This window comes from Stenotrophomonas sp. SY1 (genome assembly GCF_021202945.1).
In the GTDB taxonomy this organism is placed as follows: Bacteria; Pseudomonadota; Gammaproteobacteria; order Xanthomonadales; family Xanthomonadaceae; genus Stenotrophomonas.
The window spans coordinates 971,051-986,265 of record NZ_JAJOYR010000001.1 but is presented as its reverse complement, the minus strand read 5'-3'; the positions used below and the strand labels follow the sequence as shown (position 1 = coordinate 986,265).

The following is a 15,215-nucleotide window of genomic DNA, read 5'->3' as shown; positions in this document are numbered from 1 at the left end:
CGGTTACCCAATGTCCCGCGCCGACTTCTATCTGATTGCCAAGCCGCGCTTTCTCACCGAGCCACTCAAGCTGGTGTGCGAACTCGCGCGCAAGGCCAACGATGGCGGTCTGTACACATTGGTGCTGGCGCGCGATGCCGCCCAGGCCGAGGAACTGGACGAGCTGTTGTGGTCGTTCGACCCGGACGCCTACATCCCGCACCAGATCGTGGGCGAGGACGTGGACGAGGAAGAAGCCATCGTGCTGATCGCCGTTCCCGGTGCTGATGCGCCGGAACGTCCGCTGGTGATCAACCTGCGCGATGCGCCCTACCTCGGCGCCTGCGACCGCGTGCTGGAAGTGGTGCCGGCCGATCCGGAAGCGCGCGAACCGCTGCGCGAGCGCTGGCGCCAGTACAAGGCCGCCGGCTACGCGCTCAACAAACACGACATGTAAAGGACGACGACGATGCGCCTGCTTATTGCCATCCTGCTGCCATGGCTGGCCTTCTTCACCATCGGCCGCCCGATTTCCGGCATCGTCTGCCTGATCCTGCAGATCACCCTGATCGGCTGGCTGCCCGCCGCCATCTGGGCTGCCTACGCAGTCAGCCAGTACCACACCGACAAGAAGATCCAGCGCGCGCTCGGCGCCCGCTGATCTCCCTCCCCGCTTTTACCCGGTTCCCCCGCATGACCCAACTCGCCTCCAGCTACGACCCCAAATCCTTCGAAACGGATCTTTACGATGCGTGGGAGAAGGCCGGCCACTTCAAGCCGTCCGGCAAGGGCGAGCCGTACACCATCCTGCTGCCGCCGCCGAACGTGACCGGCACGCTGCACATGGGTCACGCCTTCCAGCAGACGCTGATGGACGCGCTGATCCGCTACCACCGCATGCGTGGCTACGACACGCTGTGGCAGGTGGGTACCGACCATGCCGGCATCGCCACCGAAATGGTGGTCAGCCGCAATCTGGCGCTGGAAGGCAAGGGTGAAACCCGCGATTCGCTGGGCCGTGACGGCTTCATCAGCAAGGTGTGGGAGTGGAAGGCGCATTCGGGCAATGTGATCGAAGGCCAGATGCGCCGTCTCGGCACCTCGGCCGACTGGTCGCGCAGCACCTTCACGATGGACCCGGGCCCGAGCGAGGCGGTGATCGAGTCGTTCATCCGCTGGCACGAGCAGGGCCTGATCTACCGTGGCCAGCGTCTGGTCAACTGGGACCCGGTTCTGAAGACCGCCATTTCCGACCTGGAAGTGGTGAGCGCCGAAGAAGACGGCTTCATGTGGTCGATCGCCTATGCGCTGGAAGACGGCGCCAGCTACGAGCACGTCGAAGTCGATGCCGACGGCAACGAGACCCTGCGCGAAACCCGCAACTACCTGGTCGTGGCCACCACCCGCCCGGAAACCCTGCTGGGCGACACCGCGGTGATGGTGCACCCGCAAGACAGCCGCTACGCGCACCTGATCGGCAAGAGCGTCACCCTGCCGATCACCGGCCGCAGCGTGCCGGTGATCGGCGACGATTACGTGGACAAGGCGTTCGGCACCGGCGTGGTCAAGGTGACCCCGGCACATGACTTCAACGACTACCAGGTTGGCGTGCGTCACGACCTGCCGATGATCAACCTGTTCACCCCGACCGCCACGCTCAACGAAAACGCGCCGGAGCAGTACCGCGGCCTGGACCGTTACGAAGCACGCAAGGTGATCCTGGCCGAACTGGAAGACCTGGGCATCCTGGTCGAAACCAAGGCGCACAAGCTGCAGGTGCCGCGTGGCGATCGTACCGGCCAGGTGATCGAGCCGTACCTGACCGACCAGTGGTTCGTGAAGATGGACGGGCTGGCCAAGCGCGGCCTGGAGCTGGTCGAGAACGGCAGCATCAAGTTCGTGCCGTCGAACTGGATCAACACCTACCGCCACTGGATGGAGAACATCCAGGATTGGTGCATCAGCCGCCAGCTGTGGTGGGGCCACCGCATCCCGGCATGGTTCGACGAAGCGGGCAACTGCTACGTCGGCCGCAACGAAGACGAAGCACGCGCCAAGGCCGGGCTGGCTGCCGACGTGGTGCTGACCCAGGACAGCGACGTGCTGGAAACCTGGTTCTCCTCGCAGCTGTGGCCGTTCTCCACGCTGGGCTGGCCGAATGAAGCGGCCATGGCCGAACGCGGTTTCGACCGCTACCTGCCGTCGAACGTGCTGATCACCGGCTTCGACATCATCTTCTTCTGGGTGGCGCGCATGGTCATGGCCAGCGACAGCTTCACCGGCCAGATCCCGTTCAAGGACGTCTATTTCACCGGCCTGATCCGCGATGCGCAGGGCCAGAAGATGTCCAAGTCCAAGGGCAACGTGCTCGACCCGCTGGACATCATCGACGGCATCACCATCGACGACCTGGTTGCCAAGCGCACCCATGGCCTGATGCAGCCGAAGATGGCCGAGAAGATCGAGAAAGCCACGCGCAAGGAATTCCCGGACGGCATCATCGCCCATGGTGCCGACGCGCTGCGCTTCACCATCGCCGCGCTGGCCACCCACGGTCGCGACATCAAGTTCGACATGAGCCGCGCCGAGGGCTACAAGAACTTCTGCAACAAGCTGTGGAACGCCAGCCGCTTCACCCTGATGAACACCGAGGGCGCAAGCTTCACCGGCGCACCGCAGCCGCGTACCGATGCCGAAAAGTGGATCCTCGCCCGCCTGGCCAAGGTCTCGACCGAAGCGCAGCAGCACTTCGCCGATTACCGCTTCGACCTGCTCGCACAGGCGCTGTACGAATTCGTCTGGAACGAGTTCTGCGACTGGTTCCTGGAGCTGACCAAGCCGGCCCTCAACGGCGACAACGCCGAAGACGCGGCCAGCACCCGCCACACCCTGCTGTACGTGCTTGAAGCGGTGCTGCGCCTGCTGCACCCGCTGATTCCGTTCGTCACCGAGCAGCTGTGGCAGCAGGTGGCGCCGCGCCTGGACATCAGCGCCGACACGCTGTCGCTGCGCGCCTACCCGACCGCCGACGAGTTCGCCGGCGATTACGCGCAGGCCGAAGCCGATGTGGAATGGTTCAAGACCATGGTCAACGCGCTGCGCCGTGTGCGCAGCGAGCTGAACGTGCCGCCATCCAAGCAGGTGCGCCTGTTGCTGCAGGGTGGCCAGGCCACCGACAAGGCACGCGTGGAGCGCTTCAACTCGCAGCTGCGCTTCCTGCTCAAGCTGGAAAGCATCGAATGGCTGGCCACTGATACGCAGACCCCACCGGCAGCGACAGCCATCGCCGGTGAGCTGAAGCTGCTGGTGCCGCTGGAAGGCCTGGTCGATCTGGATGCCGAGCGCGCCCGCCTGGACAAGGAAATCGCCCGCGTTTCTTCGGAAAGGGAGAAGAGCGAGATGAAGCTGTCCAAGTTCACCGACAAGGTGCCGGCAGCGGTGGTCGAGCAGGAGCGCGTGCGCCTGACCGACTGGAACAGCCAGCTGGCAGGCCTGCAGGAACAGCGCGCCAAGCTCTGACGCGTGTTGGTCCGTTGAATGAAAACGCCGCCTCCGGGCGGCGTTTTCGTTTGCGGTTCGTTCGTTGGCTTGGATGAACCCCCAACGCATTGAAGCAAAGCGCCCTCATCCGCCCTCCGGGCACCTTCTCCCGCAGGCGGGAGAAGGGAGTTGTGGAGTGCTGCTTGCGCCTTCAGTTACGGGACATAGTCGGAGCATGCGAAGTGCAAACCGTATCCGGAGCCAATAGCGCCCCTTTTTCCTGCCAGCAAGGAAGGGAGCTATCGAGGGCTGCTCGCGCCTCCAGCCACCGAAAGTGGCCGGAGCATGCGGAGTGCAGACCGCCTCCAAAACCAATTACCCCTTTCTCCCGCATGCGAGAAAAGGAATTAACGAACAGAGCGCTCGCCTCAGTCACCGAGCGCAGGACGGGCGCGCGGAATGCAGGCTATTTCCGAAGCCGGCAGCATCCCTTCTCCCGCGCGCGGGAGAAGGTGTCCGAAGGGCGGATGAGGGGGGCTTTGGGCTTCCCACCTTTCCCATTACCCTCCTTCGGCAAGCCAAGGAACCAACACCGGATGTCACTGGGGATTTTCTGCGCGGTCCTGTTCGCCGCCCTGCTGCACGCCAGCTGGAACGCCATCGTCAAACTCGGCGGCGACAAACTGCTGACCACGATCCTGGTCACCGGCTGGGCAGCACTGCTGTCTGCGCTGGTGCTGCCTTGGTTGCCATTGCCGGCACCAGCAAGCTGGCCGTGGCTGGCGGTATCGGCGCTGCTGCAGACCGGCTATTACGTGCTGGTCGCCCGCGCCTATCACGCCGCCGACATGAGCCTGTCCTATCCATTGATGCGCGGCTGCGCGCCATTGCTGGTGGCGCTGGCCGGCACGGTTGTGTTCAACGAGTATCTGCCCATCAGCGGCTGGGCCGGCATCGCCCTGGTCAGCACCGGCATCCTGTGCATGGCCGGTAGCGGCAATCGCCGCAACATCCAGCTGCCCTTGTTCATCGCGCTGCTGATCGCCGCATACACACTGGTCGATGCGCAGGGGGCGCGCCGGTCCGGTCATGCACTCAGTTACACGCTGTGGCTGTTCCTGCTATCCGGCCTGCCACTGCCACTTTGGGCTCTGTTCAAGCGGCGCGCGCAGCTTCAATCGTATCTGCACGACAACTGGGCGCGCGGACTGATCGGCGGCATCGGCACCACTGCTTCGTATGGCATCGCGCTGTGGGCCATGACACAGGCGCCCGTGGCAGTCGTCGCCGCATTGCGCGAAACCTCGATCCTGTTTGCCCTGCTGATCTCAGCCTTGCTGCTGAGGGAACGCATCAGTCGCCGCCGCATGCTTGCCGCAGTACTGATCGTCGTCGGCGTGTTGCTGTTGCGGCTGGGCTGAGTGTCAGCGCCGGCATTCGGCAGCAGCCCGTTGAGTCAGAGCGGCGGCATCGTGGTGATGTCGTCGTCCACCAGCTCCATCGCCATCACCAGCGCGTCCTCACGGCCGCTCTGCGCCGGGTAATAACGCGGGCGGCGGCCGATCTCGTTGAATCCCTCGCTGTGATACAGCGCGATGGCCGACGTATTGGAAGGCCGCACTTCCAGGAATACCCGCACCGCACCGCGCACCCGCGCCAGCCGCACCAGTTCGCGCAGCAACTGCCTGCCGTGCCCGCGCGATTGCACCTGCGGGTCCACGCACACGTTGAGCACATGCGCCTCGTCGGCAGCAAGACTCAGCATGCCGTAGCCGGCGATGACGCCATCCAGCAACAACACGCGGCCGGGATAACCGGCATGCAGGCAATCCAGAAAGATGCCGCGTGTCCAGGGGAACGGATAGGCGCGCAGCTCCACGTCCATCACCGCGTCCAGGTCGTCCTCGAACATCGGCCGCATCATCGATCGCGGTTCCCGGGCCCGCGCGTTCATTACCGCTGTGTCCGCCGCAATGCACGCAACTGCGGCCACAGCGCACGCTTGGCGGCGGGATTTGCGCGCAGCTCGGCCAGCGGCCAGCTGTCCATCAGCGCCCGCGTCTGCGGATCGTTGGGATCACAACCGGAAGCGCGTAGCAGCGCGATCTGCAGGCGATCCGGCAAGCGCAGACCGCCACTGCGTCGCGCCGTCCCGGCGGCGGGCCTGCTGGCGCTCGTACTGGGTGCTGGCGGTGCCTGTACTGCCGGTTCACGACGTGGCGGTGGTGCCGGTTGCGAACGCACCGGAGCCGGCACGTTCTCGATCGTTACCACCGCCGGCGCGGCGACTTCCGGCGGCGGCGCATCCAGCGCACCGCCTTCCAGGTAGACGCTGTAGCCCATCGCCTGCAACCAGGCCTGTTGCTCGGCCGACCACAATGACGCGGGCGCTGCGTTGTTCACTGCACCTTGCCCGCCGGCTGACGCCAGCGCTGCAGCAGCCACATCACCGGGCCGGACAGCGCGTAGACCACGCCCACCGCGAACAGCACGCGCGGCGGGTCCAGCACCATGATGGCGATGATGATCGGCACCAGCGCCAGCACCAGGAACGGCACCCGCTCCGAGCGCGGGCCCTTCTCGCTGCCGCCCTTGAAGCTCCAGAAGCGGATGCGGCTGACCATCAGCAGGCCGGAGACAATCGTCACCGCCAGCGCCACGTAGCGCAGCTCTTCGCCACTCCAGCCCAGGTTGCCATCGGCGAACGCCCAGACGAAGGACATCATCAGGCCGGCGGCGGCCGGGCTGGCCAGGCCGACAAACCAGCGCTTGTCGACCGTGCCGACCTGGGTATTGAAGCGGGCCAGGCGCAACGCGGCACAGGCCGCGTACAAGAACGCCGCCGACCAGCCAACGCGGCCGAGGATCTCGCCATCGAACTTCAGCGAGGACAGCGCCCAGTGGTACATCACCAGGGCCGGCGCCATGCCGAAACTGACCAGGTCGGCGAGCGAGTCGTACTGCACGCCGAATTCGCTGCTGGTGCCGGTCAGGCGCGCCACGCGCCCGTCCAGCCCGTCCATGACCGCGGCCACGAACACCGCGATGCTCGCAACTTCGAAGTCGCCATTGGATGCGGCGATGATCGCGTAGAAGCCAGCAAACAGGCCGGCGGTGGTGAACAGGTTCGGCAGCAGATAAATGCTGCGCGAACGCGGTGGTGGTCTCATTTCGTCCATACCGGGCAGTTTAATCGACTTGCCAGCCACGTCACCGGGTGCTGCAATCGTGACCTGCCCCGATTCATTGCCCGGAGTCACCATGCGCGCCCTGCCCCGCTTCTGCTGCCTGCTGCTGCTCGCCAGCGCCTCTGCCGGCGCAGGCAACCTCTATAAATGGAAGGACGCCAATGGCGTGACCCAGTATTCCGAGCGTCCGCCGACCGGCCAGCAGTACGAAACCCGCGCCATCAGCACCAGCGGTACCCCTGCTCCCCCGACGTCAGCTGCGACGACCGGCGACAAAGAGGAGTCGGCCATGTGCCTGGGCGCCCGCCGCAATCTGGAACTACTGGCCACCAACAGCCGGCTGATGCACGACAGCGACGGAGACGGCACCCCCGATGCCGAACTGGCTCCCGAGCAGCGCGCCGCGCAGAAGCAGCTGGCCGAATCGACCGTGGCCGCCTACTGCAAGTCGCCAGCCAAGAGCTGAGAGCCCGCCGCTCCTCTCCTATCCCGCAGGGGAGAGGGGCTCTGCAGCCCGTTGGGCGCCTGTGCGCCAGCGCAAGGGCCGGGGCGCGAAGAGGGGAAGCTTCAGCCAGCATCCCCCGGCAGGCGACAAGGCTGGCAAAATAGGCGATTCCGCCGTTTCGCGAAGCCTTCCCCATGCGTCTTTCCCGCTTCCACCTGCATACCACCAAGGAAACCCCCGCCGACGCCGAGCTGATCAGCCACAAGCTGATGCTGCGCGCGGGCATGATCCGCAAGCTGGCTTCGGGCCTGTACACCTGGTCGCCGCTGGGCCTGCGGGTGCTGCGCAAGGTGGAAGGCATCGTCCGCGAGGAAATGAACCGCGCCGGTGCGGTGGAAATGCAGCTGCCGACCATCCAGCCCAAGGAGCTGTGGGAGGAAACCGGGCGCTGGGAGAAGTTCGGCGGCCAGTTGCTGAAGATCAAGGACCGCAAGGAGCAGGAATACTGCTACAGCCCCACCGCCGAAGAAGCCGTCACCGACTTCGCGCGCCAGGAGCTGTCCAGCTACAAGCAGCTGCCGGTCAACTTCTACCAGATCCAGACCAAGTTCCGTGACGAGATCCGCCCGCGCTTCGGCGTGATGCGCTCGCGCGAATTCCTGATGAAGGACGCCTATTCCTTCCATCTGGACGACGCCAGCCTGGTCGCCGAATACGAAAACATGAAGGCCGCCTACACCCGCATCTTCACCCGCCTGGGGCTGGAGTTCCGCGCGGTGCAGGCCGATTCGGGCGCGATCGGTGGTGATGCCTCGCAGGAATTCCACGTGATCGCCGATTCGGGCGAAGACGCGCTGGTGTTCTCCACCGGCTCGGATTACGCGGCCAATGTCGAAGCGGCCATTGCCGCCGATCCGGCACCGCGCGCGGCTGCCAGCGAAGAACTGCGCAAAATCGACACGCCCACCCAGAAGACCTGTGAAGAAGTGGCCGCGCTGATGGGCATTGCCCTGCTGCGCACGGTCAAGTCGATCGCGGTGATGACCACCGAAGACGACTTCGTGCTGGCCCTGGTGCGTGGCGACCACGACGTCAATGAAATCAAACTGGCCAAGGTGGCTGGCCTGGCCGACTACCGCATGGCCAGCGAAGCCGAGATCGCCGACCACCTCGGCGCCGAACCGGGCTTCCTCGGTCCGTTGAATCCGCGCAAGGCCATCCGCGTGGTCGCCGACCGCGATGTGGCGGCTATGGCCGATTTCGTCATCGGTGCCAATGAAAAGGGCTTCCACATCGCCGGCGTCAACTGGGGCCGCGATCTGGCAGAGCCGGAAGTGGCCGACATCCGCAACGTCAAGGCAGGCGACCTCGCCCGCGATGGCGGCGAGCTGAAGATCACCCGCGGCATCGAGGTTGGCCACGTATTCCAGCTGGGCCGCAAGTACGCCGAAGCGCTCAAGGCCACCGTGCTCGACGAGAACGGCAAGGCCGCAGTGATGGCGATGGGCTGCTATGGCATCGGCGTGAGCCGCATCGTCGCCGCCGCCATCGAACAGAACAACGACGCGGCCGGCATCATCTGGCCGGTTGCGATGGCACCGTGGCAGGCCGTGGTCTGCATGATCAACCCGAAACAGGATCCCGCCATCAGCGCCGCCGCTGAAGCGCTGCTGGCCGAACTGCAGGCTGCCGGCGTGGACGCTGCGCTGGATGACCGTGGCCTGCGCCCCGGCGCGATGTTCGCCGACATGGAACTGATCGGTATCCCGCACCGCATCGTGGTCTCCGAGCGCGGCCTGGCCGCCGGCACGTTTGAATACCGGGCCCGCACTGCCAGCGAGGCGGAGAATCTCGACCAGAGCGCGGTATTGAAGAAAATTATCGGGTAATTGAGAAGGCCGGGAATATCCCGGCCTTTTCATTTGCGGATTCAGCCCAACGGCGATAATGGTTTGTCATTTGAGCAAGTTGCCCGCTATGCTTTGCCACGCTGCCACGGAATGGCGCTCACCCACCCCCATTATCCGGAGTAGTAATTAGATGAGTATCGACCTGAGCGGACTGTCGGCCAAAGAGCTGGGCACCCTGATTCGTGATGCGCAGAAGCGCAAGACCATCGTTGCCAAGCGCCAGCCGATTGCCAAGGCCCGCGCCCAGGTGATCGCTGCGGCCAGGAAGGCCGGCTACACCATCGAAGAATTGTTTGACGTCGGCGCACCGGCAACCAAAACCGGCCGCGCGCCCAAGGCCAGCAAGGCCGCCAAGGGCACCTCCGCCAAGGCCGGTCGCAAGCTGCCCAAGGTCGCGCCGAAGTATCGCAATCCGGCCAATGCCGATGAAACCTGGACCGGCCGCGGCAAGCAGCCGCGCTGGCTGGCCGAATACACCAAGCAGGGCCGCAAGGCGGAAGAATTCCTGATTCAAAAGTAATCGGAATTACCAATTAACTAGAACGCCGGCGCAAGCCGGTGTTTTTATTTATTCAAACATCACAGATTCTTGCGCGCCGGGGCCAGCAGGTTGCCGAACAACAAGCCGGCCACCAACGCCATGACCACATTCACGACGGTCAGCAGCGCCGATTCACCGGCATTCACGTTCTGCTGCTGGGCCAGGCTCAATACACCGCGCAGACTGATGCTGCCGGGCACCAGCATGATGATGCCCGGCAGGCGGATGATCGCCCCCGGCCTCTGCACCAACCTGCCGAACAGATTGCCGGCAGCAGTCAGCAGCATCGCCGCCAGGAATATCCCGGCCGGGCCACCCCAATGCTGCCCGCCATAACGGGAAATGGCATAACCGGCCAGCGACGCGGCCATTACCCATGGATAATCGCGGCGGCTGGCACGGAAAAGCATCGCGAAGGCGAATGAGGCCACCAGCACCGACCCCCATTCCACCCAGTCCGACTGCGGACGAGACGCCCGCACCAGCGGCTCCAGCCCGATCAACTCGGTGATGGTCACCGCGATCATCGCGCCCACGGTGAGTTTCATGATGGTGGTCAGCGCACCGGCAAACCGTGCAGTGCCTGATACCCAGTGCTGGCTGGCCAGTTCGTTCACCGCATTGGTCAGCGACATGCCCGGCAACAACACCACCAGCGAGGCGATGATCACCGAGTTCTGGTTCAGCGGCCCGATGAAACTGGCCACCAATACGGCGACAAAACCCGCCAGCATCGCCGCCAGCGCATCACTGGCTTCGCGCGTGGCCACACGGCGGTCGGTATAGAACAGCATCAGACCGATCAACAGCCCGGTGACGCCAGCGGTGGCGATATCCAGCCACGGCAGCCGCCACAACCCGGCCACGCCGGCCGAGCCGAGGGTGAAGGACGACAGCATCTGGATCTTGCCGCGCAGGCCCGGATCCTTGTCCAGCTGCCGCAACGCAGTATGTCCCTGCGCGATGCTCATCCGCCCGGCCGATACCTCATCGGCAATCTGGTCGGCCATCGCCAGCTTGTGCAGATCCGTGTCGCCGGGGCCCAGCCGGATCACGCGGGTGATGTCGCTGGAGCCGATGGCCTGGGTCGGGTCACTGAAACTCAGGATCAGGCCAGTCGGATTGGACCACGGCTCGCAATCCAGATCCAGCTGCTGGGCCAACGCCACCACCGCCGCTTCCAGCCGCTGCGCGGTGGTCCCGTAGCGATGCAATCGCCCGGCCATTTCCGAAACAAAGGCCACGCGTTGAGCGTAGGTCGCCCGGCCCGGTGCAGGCGCCGCGACAGGAACGGGAGCGATGGTTTCGGCAGACATGCGCGCTAGTATCGCTCGAAGCGGATGCAATACTCATCCGTGTGCAACGGATCACAGGTTATTCTCGGCAACGGATGCCTACGATGACAGACACTTCACCGCCCAGCTGCGCCCACGAATCGGGGGCCGAAGGCCAATTGCGGCTTTCCGGCAGCTGGACGCTGGCCACTGCCCTGCACGCTGTCGAGGCGCTGAAAGCCAGCCCGGCACCGTTTGCCGGCATTGATGCCCGTGGCATCGACAAACTGGATTCGGCCGGCGTGCTGTTGTTGCTGCGCTTCGCGCACAAGGCCGGGCTGGCTGACGACACGTTGTTGTTCCGCGAAGAACACCAGGCCCTGGTCTGCACCATCGAGGAAGTCGCCGACGAACGCCCCAAGCCGCAGCGCGACTACGGCGTTGCGGCGGCGTTGGAGCGGCTGGGTCGTTCGGTCCAGGCCATCGGTCGCAATATTGTGGTGCTGGTCAACTTCCTGGGTGAGAACCTCAGCAAGATGGCCCGCCTGCTGCGCCAACCACGGCGCCTGCGTCTGACTGCCACGGTCAGCCAGATGGAACAGGTCGGCCTTGATGCGGTGCCGCTGGTCGCCCTGCTTTCCTATCTGGTCGGCGCGGTGATCGCATTCCTGGGTTCGACCATCCTGCGCGACTTCGGCGCCGAGATTTACGTGGTGGAACTGGTCAGCATCGCCTTCCTGCGCGAGTTCGCGGTGTTGTTGACCGCCATCGTGCTCGCCGGCCGCACCGCCAGCGCCTTCACCGCGCAGATCGGTGCGATGAAGGCGCGCGAGGAGATCGATGCCATCCAGACCCTCGGGCTGGACCCGATCGACCTGCTGGTCATGCCGCGCGTGATCGCGCTGCTGGTCATGCTGCCGCTGCTGACCTTCATTGCGATGCTCGCCGGCCTGGCCGGCGGCGTCACCGTCGGCGCCTTCGACCTGGGAATACCGCCGCAGATGTACCTGGCGCGCATGCACGAAACGATGGAAGTGCGGCACTTCCTGGTGGGACTGTCCAAGGCGCCGGTATTTGCGATGATCATTGCCCTGATCGGCTGCCTGGAAGGGCTCAAGGTCGAAGGTACCGCGCAGTCGGTGGGCGAACGCACCACCTCCAGCGTGGTGCAGACCATCTCGCTGGTCATCATCCTCGACGCCCTGGCGGCGTTGTGGTTCATGCACATGGATTGGTGACGATGAAACCGGAACTGGAAATTCCCGCCCGGGGATCCGCTGCAGGCGCATGGCGTCGGTCGCTGCGCTGTCCGAAGGTGATGCGGTGATCGACCTGCAGTCCAATGCGGCCATCGACACGCCCGCCATCCGCGTGCACGGGCTGGTCAACCGTTTCGGCAGTCAGGTCGTGCACGAAGGACTGGACCTGGACGTGCGTCGTGGCGAGATTCTCGGCGTGGTCGGCGGCTCGGGCACCGGCAAGTCGGTGTTGATGCGTTCCATCCTGGGCCTGCGCCGGCCCGATGCCGGGCAGATGGAGGTGCTGGGTATTGATGCACGCTCCGACAACCCGGCCGACCGGCTGCGCATCGAGCGCAATACCGGCGTGCTGTTCCAGGACGGCGCGCTGTTCTCCTCGCTCACCGTCGGAGAGAACGTGCAGGTGCCACTCAAGGAGCACCACCCGGAGCTGGACGAACGCTGGCATTACGAACTGGCCCTGCTGAAGGTGAAACTGGCGGGGCTGCCTGCCGATGCCATCAACAAGCTGCCCTCGCAGTTGTCCGGCGGCATGCGCAAGCGCGCCGGGCTGGCCCGCGCCTTGGCGCTGGACCCGCCGCTGCTGTTCCTGGACGAACCCACTGCCGGCCTGGACCCAATCGGCGCGGCCGCGTTCGACCACCTCATCAAGACCCTGCAGGAAGCCCTGGGCTTGACCGTCTTCCTCATCACCCACGATCTGGACACGCTCTACGCCATCTGTGACCGCGTGGCGGTACTGGCCGACCGCAAGGTGATCGCCTGCGCACCACTGCCGGAAATCGAACAACTCGACCACCCATGGATTCGCGAGTACTTCCACGGGCCGAGGGCCCGCGCCGCGCGCGGCGAGGCTTCAAAACCGGAGGCAGGCAATTGAAACCGCCCAGCCCTTGCTTCTTCACCTGATCTTTCTGCAACGCGACTCAGCTTCGGACCACGTACCCATCCCCATTCCCAGATCCTTGTCGTAGAGCCATGGAAACCAAAGCCAATTACGTCCTGATCGGCGCCTTCACCCTCGTAGCCGGGTTGGCCCTGCTCGCCTTCGGGTTGTGGGCGGCCAAGTATTCCTCCGACCGCACCTGGCAGGAGTACCGGGTGGTGTTCAATGAAGCGGTGACCGGCCTGTCCGTCGGCAGCCCGGTGCAATACAACGGCATCGCGGTGGGTTCGATCACCGATCTGTCGCTGGCACCGGATGACCCGCGCCAGGTGATCGCCAAGGTCCGGCTGAATTCAAATACGCCGGTCAAGACCGACACCCGCGCCAAGCTCGCCATCACCAGCCTTACCGGCCCGTCGATCATCCAGCTCAGCGGCGGCAGCCCGCAATCGCCGGCACTGACCACCACCAGCAAGGACGCGATCCCCACCATCGCCACCACGCCCTCGGCCCTGCAGAACATCACCGATGTGGCCAACCGCGTGGTCGAACGGATGGACCAACTGCTCAGCGACCAGAACGTGGCCAAGATTTCGGCCACGCTGGACAACCTGGAGACCATCAGCAACGGCCTGGCCGATCGCGACAAAGGAACCCAGGCCTTGTTGACCGAAGCCCGCGATGCGGCGCGCAACCTCAACACCACGCTCAACACCGCCAATGGTGCCATCGCCAACCTGGACCAGAACGTGCTGCGCCAGCTGCCGGCAACACTGGACAAGCTCGATACCAGCCTGGGCAAGCTGGATTCGGCCGCTGGCAACGCCAATGCCATCCTTGGCGAGAACCGTGCAGCCATCAACAGCTTCGCCAATGACGGCCTGGCCCAACTCGGCCCGACCCTGACCGAACTACGCGGCCTGATCCGTGACCTGCGCCGGGTCAGCGACCGGCTGGAGAACAACCCGGCGCGCTACCTGCTCGGCCGCGATGCCCCCAAGGAGTTTGAGCCGAAATGAAGTTCACCCTGCCGATCAAACTGCTTGCCCCCGCCTGTCTGCTGGCCCTTGCCGGCTGCTCTGTGCTGGCCAGCAGCGACCGCCACGCAGTCACCATTTACGCCCCGCAGGTACGCGTCAACGCTGATCCGAGCTGGCCGCAGGTGAACTGGCAACTGGTGATCGCCAAGCCCAGCGCCGCACGTCTGGTGGACAGCCCGCGCATCAACGTGCGTCCCACCCCCGGCGAATTGGAGGTGTACCGTGGCGCCACTTGGGCGCAGCCGGCCACCGACATGCTGGAAGACACGTTGCTGCGCGGCTTCGAGGATTCCGGCCGGATCGCGGCGGTGGCGCGCGTTTCCACCGGCATCCGCTCGGACTACAAGCTCGCCACCGACCTGCGCCGGTTCGAATCCGACTACCGGGGCGGCGAAGTCCCAGCGGCCACCATCGAACTCAATGCCAAGCTGATCCACAGCATCGACCAGCGCGTGGTGGCCACCCGTACTTTCGTGGTCGTTGAACCGGCCACGTCCAGCGATATCGCCAGCGTCGCCAACGCCTTTGAAACCGCACTGGACAAGGCCGCCACGGACCTGGTCGGCTGGACGCTGGTCAGCGGCCAGCAGGATGCGAGCGCGCAGCCGGCGCGTGGATCTGGCGGAAGGTGAGATTGATCCGCTCGCCGGTCGGGCGCGCCGTCTTCGGCAGTGCATGTTGATAGAAACGCTGGGTGTCGCCGCCCATCAACAGCAAATCACCGTGGCCCAGCATGATTTCCGTCCTGCGTGAATGGTCATCACGACGGCGCAGCAGGAAGCGCCGTGACGCCCCCAGGCTCAACGAAGCGATCAAGGGCCTGTCGCCCAGTTCGGGTTCGTCATCGCTGTGCCACCCCATGCTGTCGCTGCCATCCCGATAACGGTTGATCAGCACGCTGTTGAACGGTGCCGCACAGGCCTGATGCAGACGTTCGCGCAAGGGCAACAACGACGGCGGCCAGGGCTGCGGCACGAAATCCGCTCCTGAATACCGGTACTTCGCCTCCGGATCGCCAATCCAGCAACTCAGTCGCGGGGAATCCACCCAGCGTCCGAACATGCGGATGCGATGGACGTCCCACGGAACCGCTGTCAGCAACGCCAATCGCAACGCATCCGCCTCGGCCGGCGGCAACCAGCCGGGCAGATGGTGGATCTCGGCGTCGGGGAGTTGGGTGGGGAACAGCATCACAAGAAAAAGGGCGGCAATG

Annotated in this window: 15 protein-coding genes and 1 pseudogene; 11 read left to right on the top strand and 5 right to left on the bottom strand. The window is 64.9% G+C overall.

Annotation, left to right across the window (positions count from 1 at the left end; all coding sequences use genetic code 11):
• The first annotated feature begins 10 nt into the window (after positions 1 to 10).
• The 4 genes from LR961_RS03910 (at position 11) to LR961_RS03895 (ending at position 4,880) form a co-directional block, all read left to right on the top strand.
• Entirely contained in the window at positions 11 to 436 is a 426-nt protein-coding gene (locus tag LR961_RS03910) for a DNA polymerase III subunit chi (protein ID WP_232147140.1), read from the top strand.
• Positions 437 to 448: 12 nt separating this feature from the next.
• Complete coding sequence (locus LR961_RS03905) at positions 449 to 640, top strand: YqaE/Pmp3 family membrane protein (protein ID WP_232147139.1); 192 nt, start codon at positions 449 to 451, stop codon at positions 638 to 640.
• Between the two features lie 32 nt (positions 641 to 672).
• Positions 673 to 3,498, top strand: a complete 2,826-nt coding sequence (locus tag LR961_RS03900; RefSeq protein ID WP_232147138.1) for a valine--tRNA ligase — start codon at positions 673 to 675, stop codon at positions 3,496 to 3,498.
• Between the two features lie 557 nt (positions 3,499 to 4,055).
• Positions 4,056 to 4,880 (top strand): EamA family transporter, encoded by an 825-nt coding sequence (locus tag LR961_RS03895; RefSeq protein WP_232147137.1) that lies wholly within the window; start codon positions 4,056 to 4,058, stop codon positions 4,878 to 4,880.
• 35 nt (positions 4,881 to 4,915) lie between these two features.
• Here LR961_RS03895 and rimI read toward each other — a convergent pair whose 3' ends face one another.
• Genes rimI through pssA form a run of 3 tightly spaced genes read right to left on the bottom strand, consistent with a single transcriptional unit; the run spans position 4,916 to position 6,638 of the window.
• The gene (rimI, locus tag LR961_RS03890; protein ID WP_232147136.1) at positions 4,916 to 5,413 is read right to left on the bottom strand and encodes a ribosomal protein S18-alanine N-acetyltransferase; all 498 of its coding nucleotides are present in this window, start codon (positions 5,411 to 5,413) and stop codon (positions 4,916 to 4,918) included.
• A complete protein-coding gene (locus tag LR961_RS03885) occupies positions 5,413 to 5,802 on the bottom strand; it encodes a DNA polymerase III subunit psi (RefSeq protein WP_232149184.1) in 390 nt (129 codons plus the stop codon). Before LR961_RS03885 ends, rimI begins: the two co-directional genes overlap by 1 nt.
• Before the next feature lie 56 nt (positions 5,803 to 5,858).
• A complete protein-coding gene (gene pssA, locus LR961_RS03880) occupies positions 5,859 to 6,638 on the bottom strand; it encodes a CDP-diacylglycerol--serine O-phosphatidyltransferase (protein WP_232149183.1) in 780 nt (259 codons plus the stop codon).
• 82 nt (positions 6,639 to 6,720) lie between these two features.
• Here pssA and LR961_RS03875 point away from each other — a divergent pair, with 82 nt between their 5' ends.
• The 3 genes and pseudogenes from LR961_RS03875 to LR961_RS03865 form a co-directional block, all read left to right on the top strand.
• Complete coding sequence (locus LR961_RS03875; RefSeq protein WP_232147135.1) at positions 6,721 to 7,113, top strand: DUF4124 domain-containing protein; 393 nt, start codon at positions 6,721 to 6,723, stop codon at positions 7,111 to 7,113.
• Between the two features lie 173 nt (positions 7,114 to 7,286).
• On the top strand, positions 7,287 to 8,981 hold the full coding sequence (locus LR961_RS03870) for a proline--tRNA ligase (protein WP_232147134.1): 1,695 nt from the start codon (positions 7,287 to 7,289) through the stop codon (positions 8,979 to 8,981).
• Between the two features lie 151 nt (positions 8,982 to 9,132).
• Positions 9,133 to 9,519: pseudogene (locus LR961_RS03865) on the top strand (H-NS histone family protein); the annotation flags it as partial.
• A 62-nt stretch (positions 9,520 to 9,581) separates the two neighbouring features.
• On the opposite strand, the gene LR961_RS03860 reads toward LR961_RS03865, so the two are convergent.
• Positions 9,582 to 10,859 (bottom strand): threonine/serine exporter family protein, encoded by a 1,278-nt coding sequence (locus tag LR961_RS03860; protein ID WP_232147133.1) that lies wholly within the window; start codon positions 10,857 to 10,859, stop codon positions 9,582 to 9,584.
• An 83-nt stretch (positions 10,860 to 10,942) separates the two neighbouring features.
• Between LR961_RS03860 and LR961_RS03855 the strand changes: the two genes are divergently transcribed.
• From LR961_RS03855 to LR961_RS03840, 4 genes are all read left to right on the top strand, one after another.
• Positions 10,943 to 12,055 (top strand): ABC transporter permease, encoded by a 1,113-nt coding sequence (locus LR961_RS03855; protein WP_232147132.1) that lies wholly within the window; start codon positions 10,943 to 10,945, stop codon positions 12,053 to 12,055.
• Positions 12,056 to 12,104: 49 nt separating this feature from the next.
• Positions 12,105 to 12,956 carry an ABC transporter ATP-binding protein gene (locus LR961_RS03850; protein ID WP_232147131.1) on the top strand — a complete coding sequence of 284 codons (852 nt, stop codon included), beginning with the start codon at positions 12,105 to 12,107 and terminating at the stop codon, positions 12,954 to 12,956.
• 98 nt (positions 12,957 to 13,054) lie between these two features.
• Entirely contained in the window at positions 13,055 to 13,981 is a 927-nt protein-coding gene (locus LR961_RS03845; protein WP_232147130.1) for an MlaD family protein, read from the top strand.
• Positions 13,978 to 14,634, top strand: coding sequence for an ABC-type transport auxiliary lipoprotein family protein (locus LR961_RS03840; RefSeq protein ID WP_232147129.1), 657 nt, complete (start codon positions 13,978 to 13,980; stop codon positions 14,632 to 14,634). The genes LR961_RS03845 and LR961_RS03840 overlap by 4 nt, the downstream gene beginning before the upstream one ends.
• Here LR961_RS03840 and LR961_RS03835 read toward each other — a convergent pair.
• Complete coding sequence (locus LR961_RS03835) at positions 14,579 to 15,193, bottom strand: alpha-ketoglutarate-dependent dioxygenase AlkB (RefSeq protein ID WP_232147128.1); 615 nt, start codon at positions 15,191 to 15,193, stop codon at positions 14,579 to 14,581. The two genes, LR961_RS03840 and LR961_RS03835, sit on opposite strands and share 56 nt — an antisense overlap.
• Positions 15,194 to 15,215 lie beyond the last annotated feature (22 nt).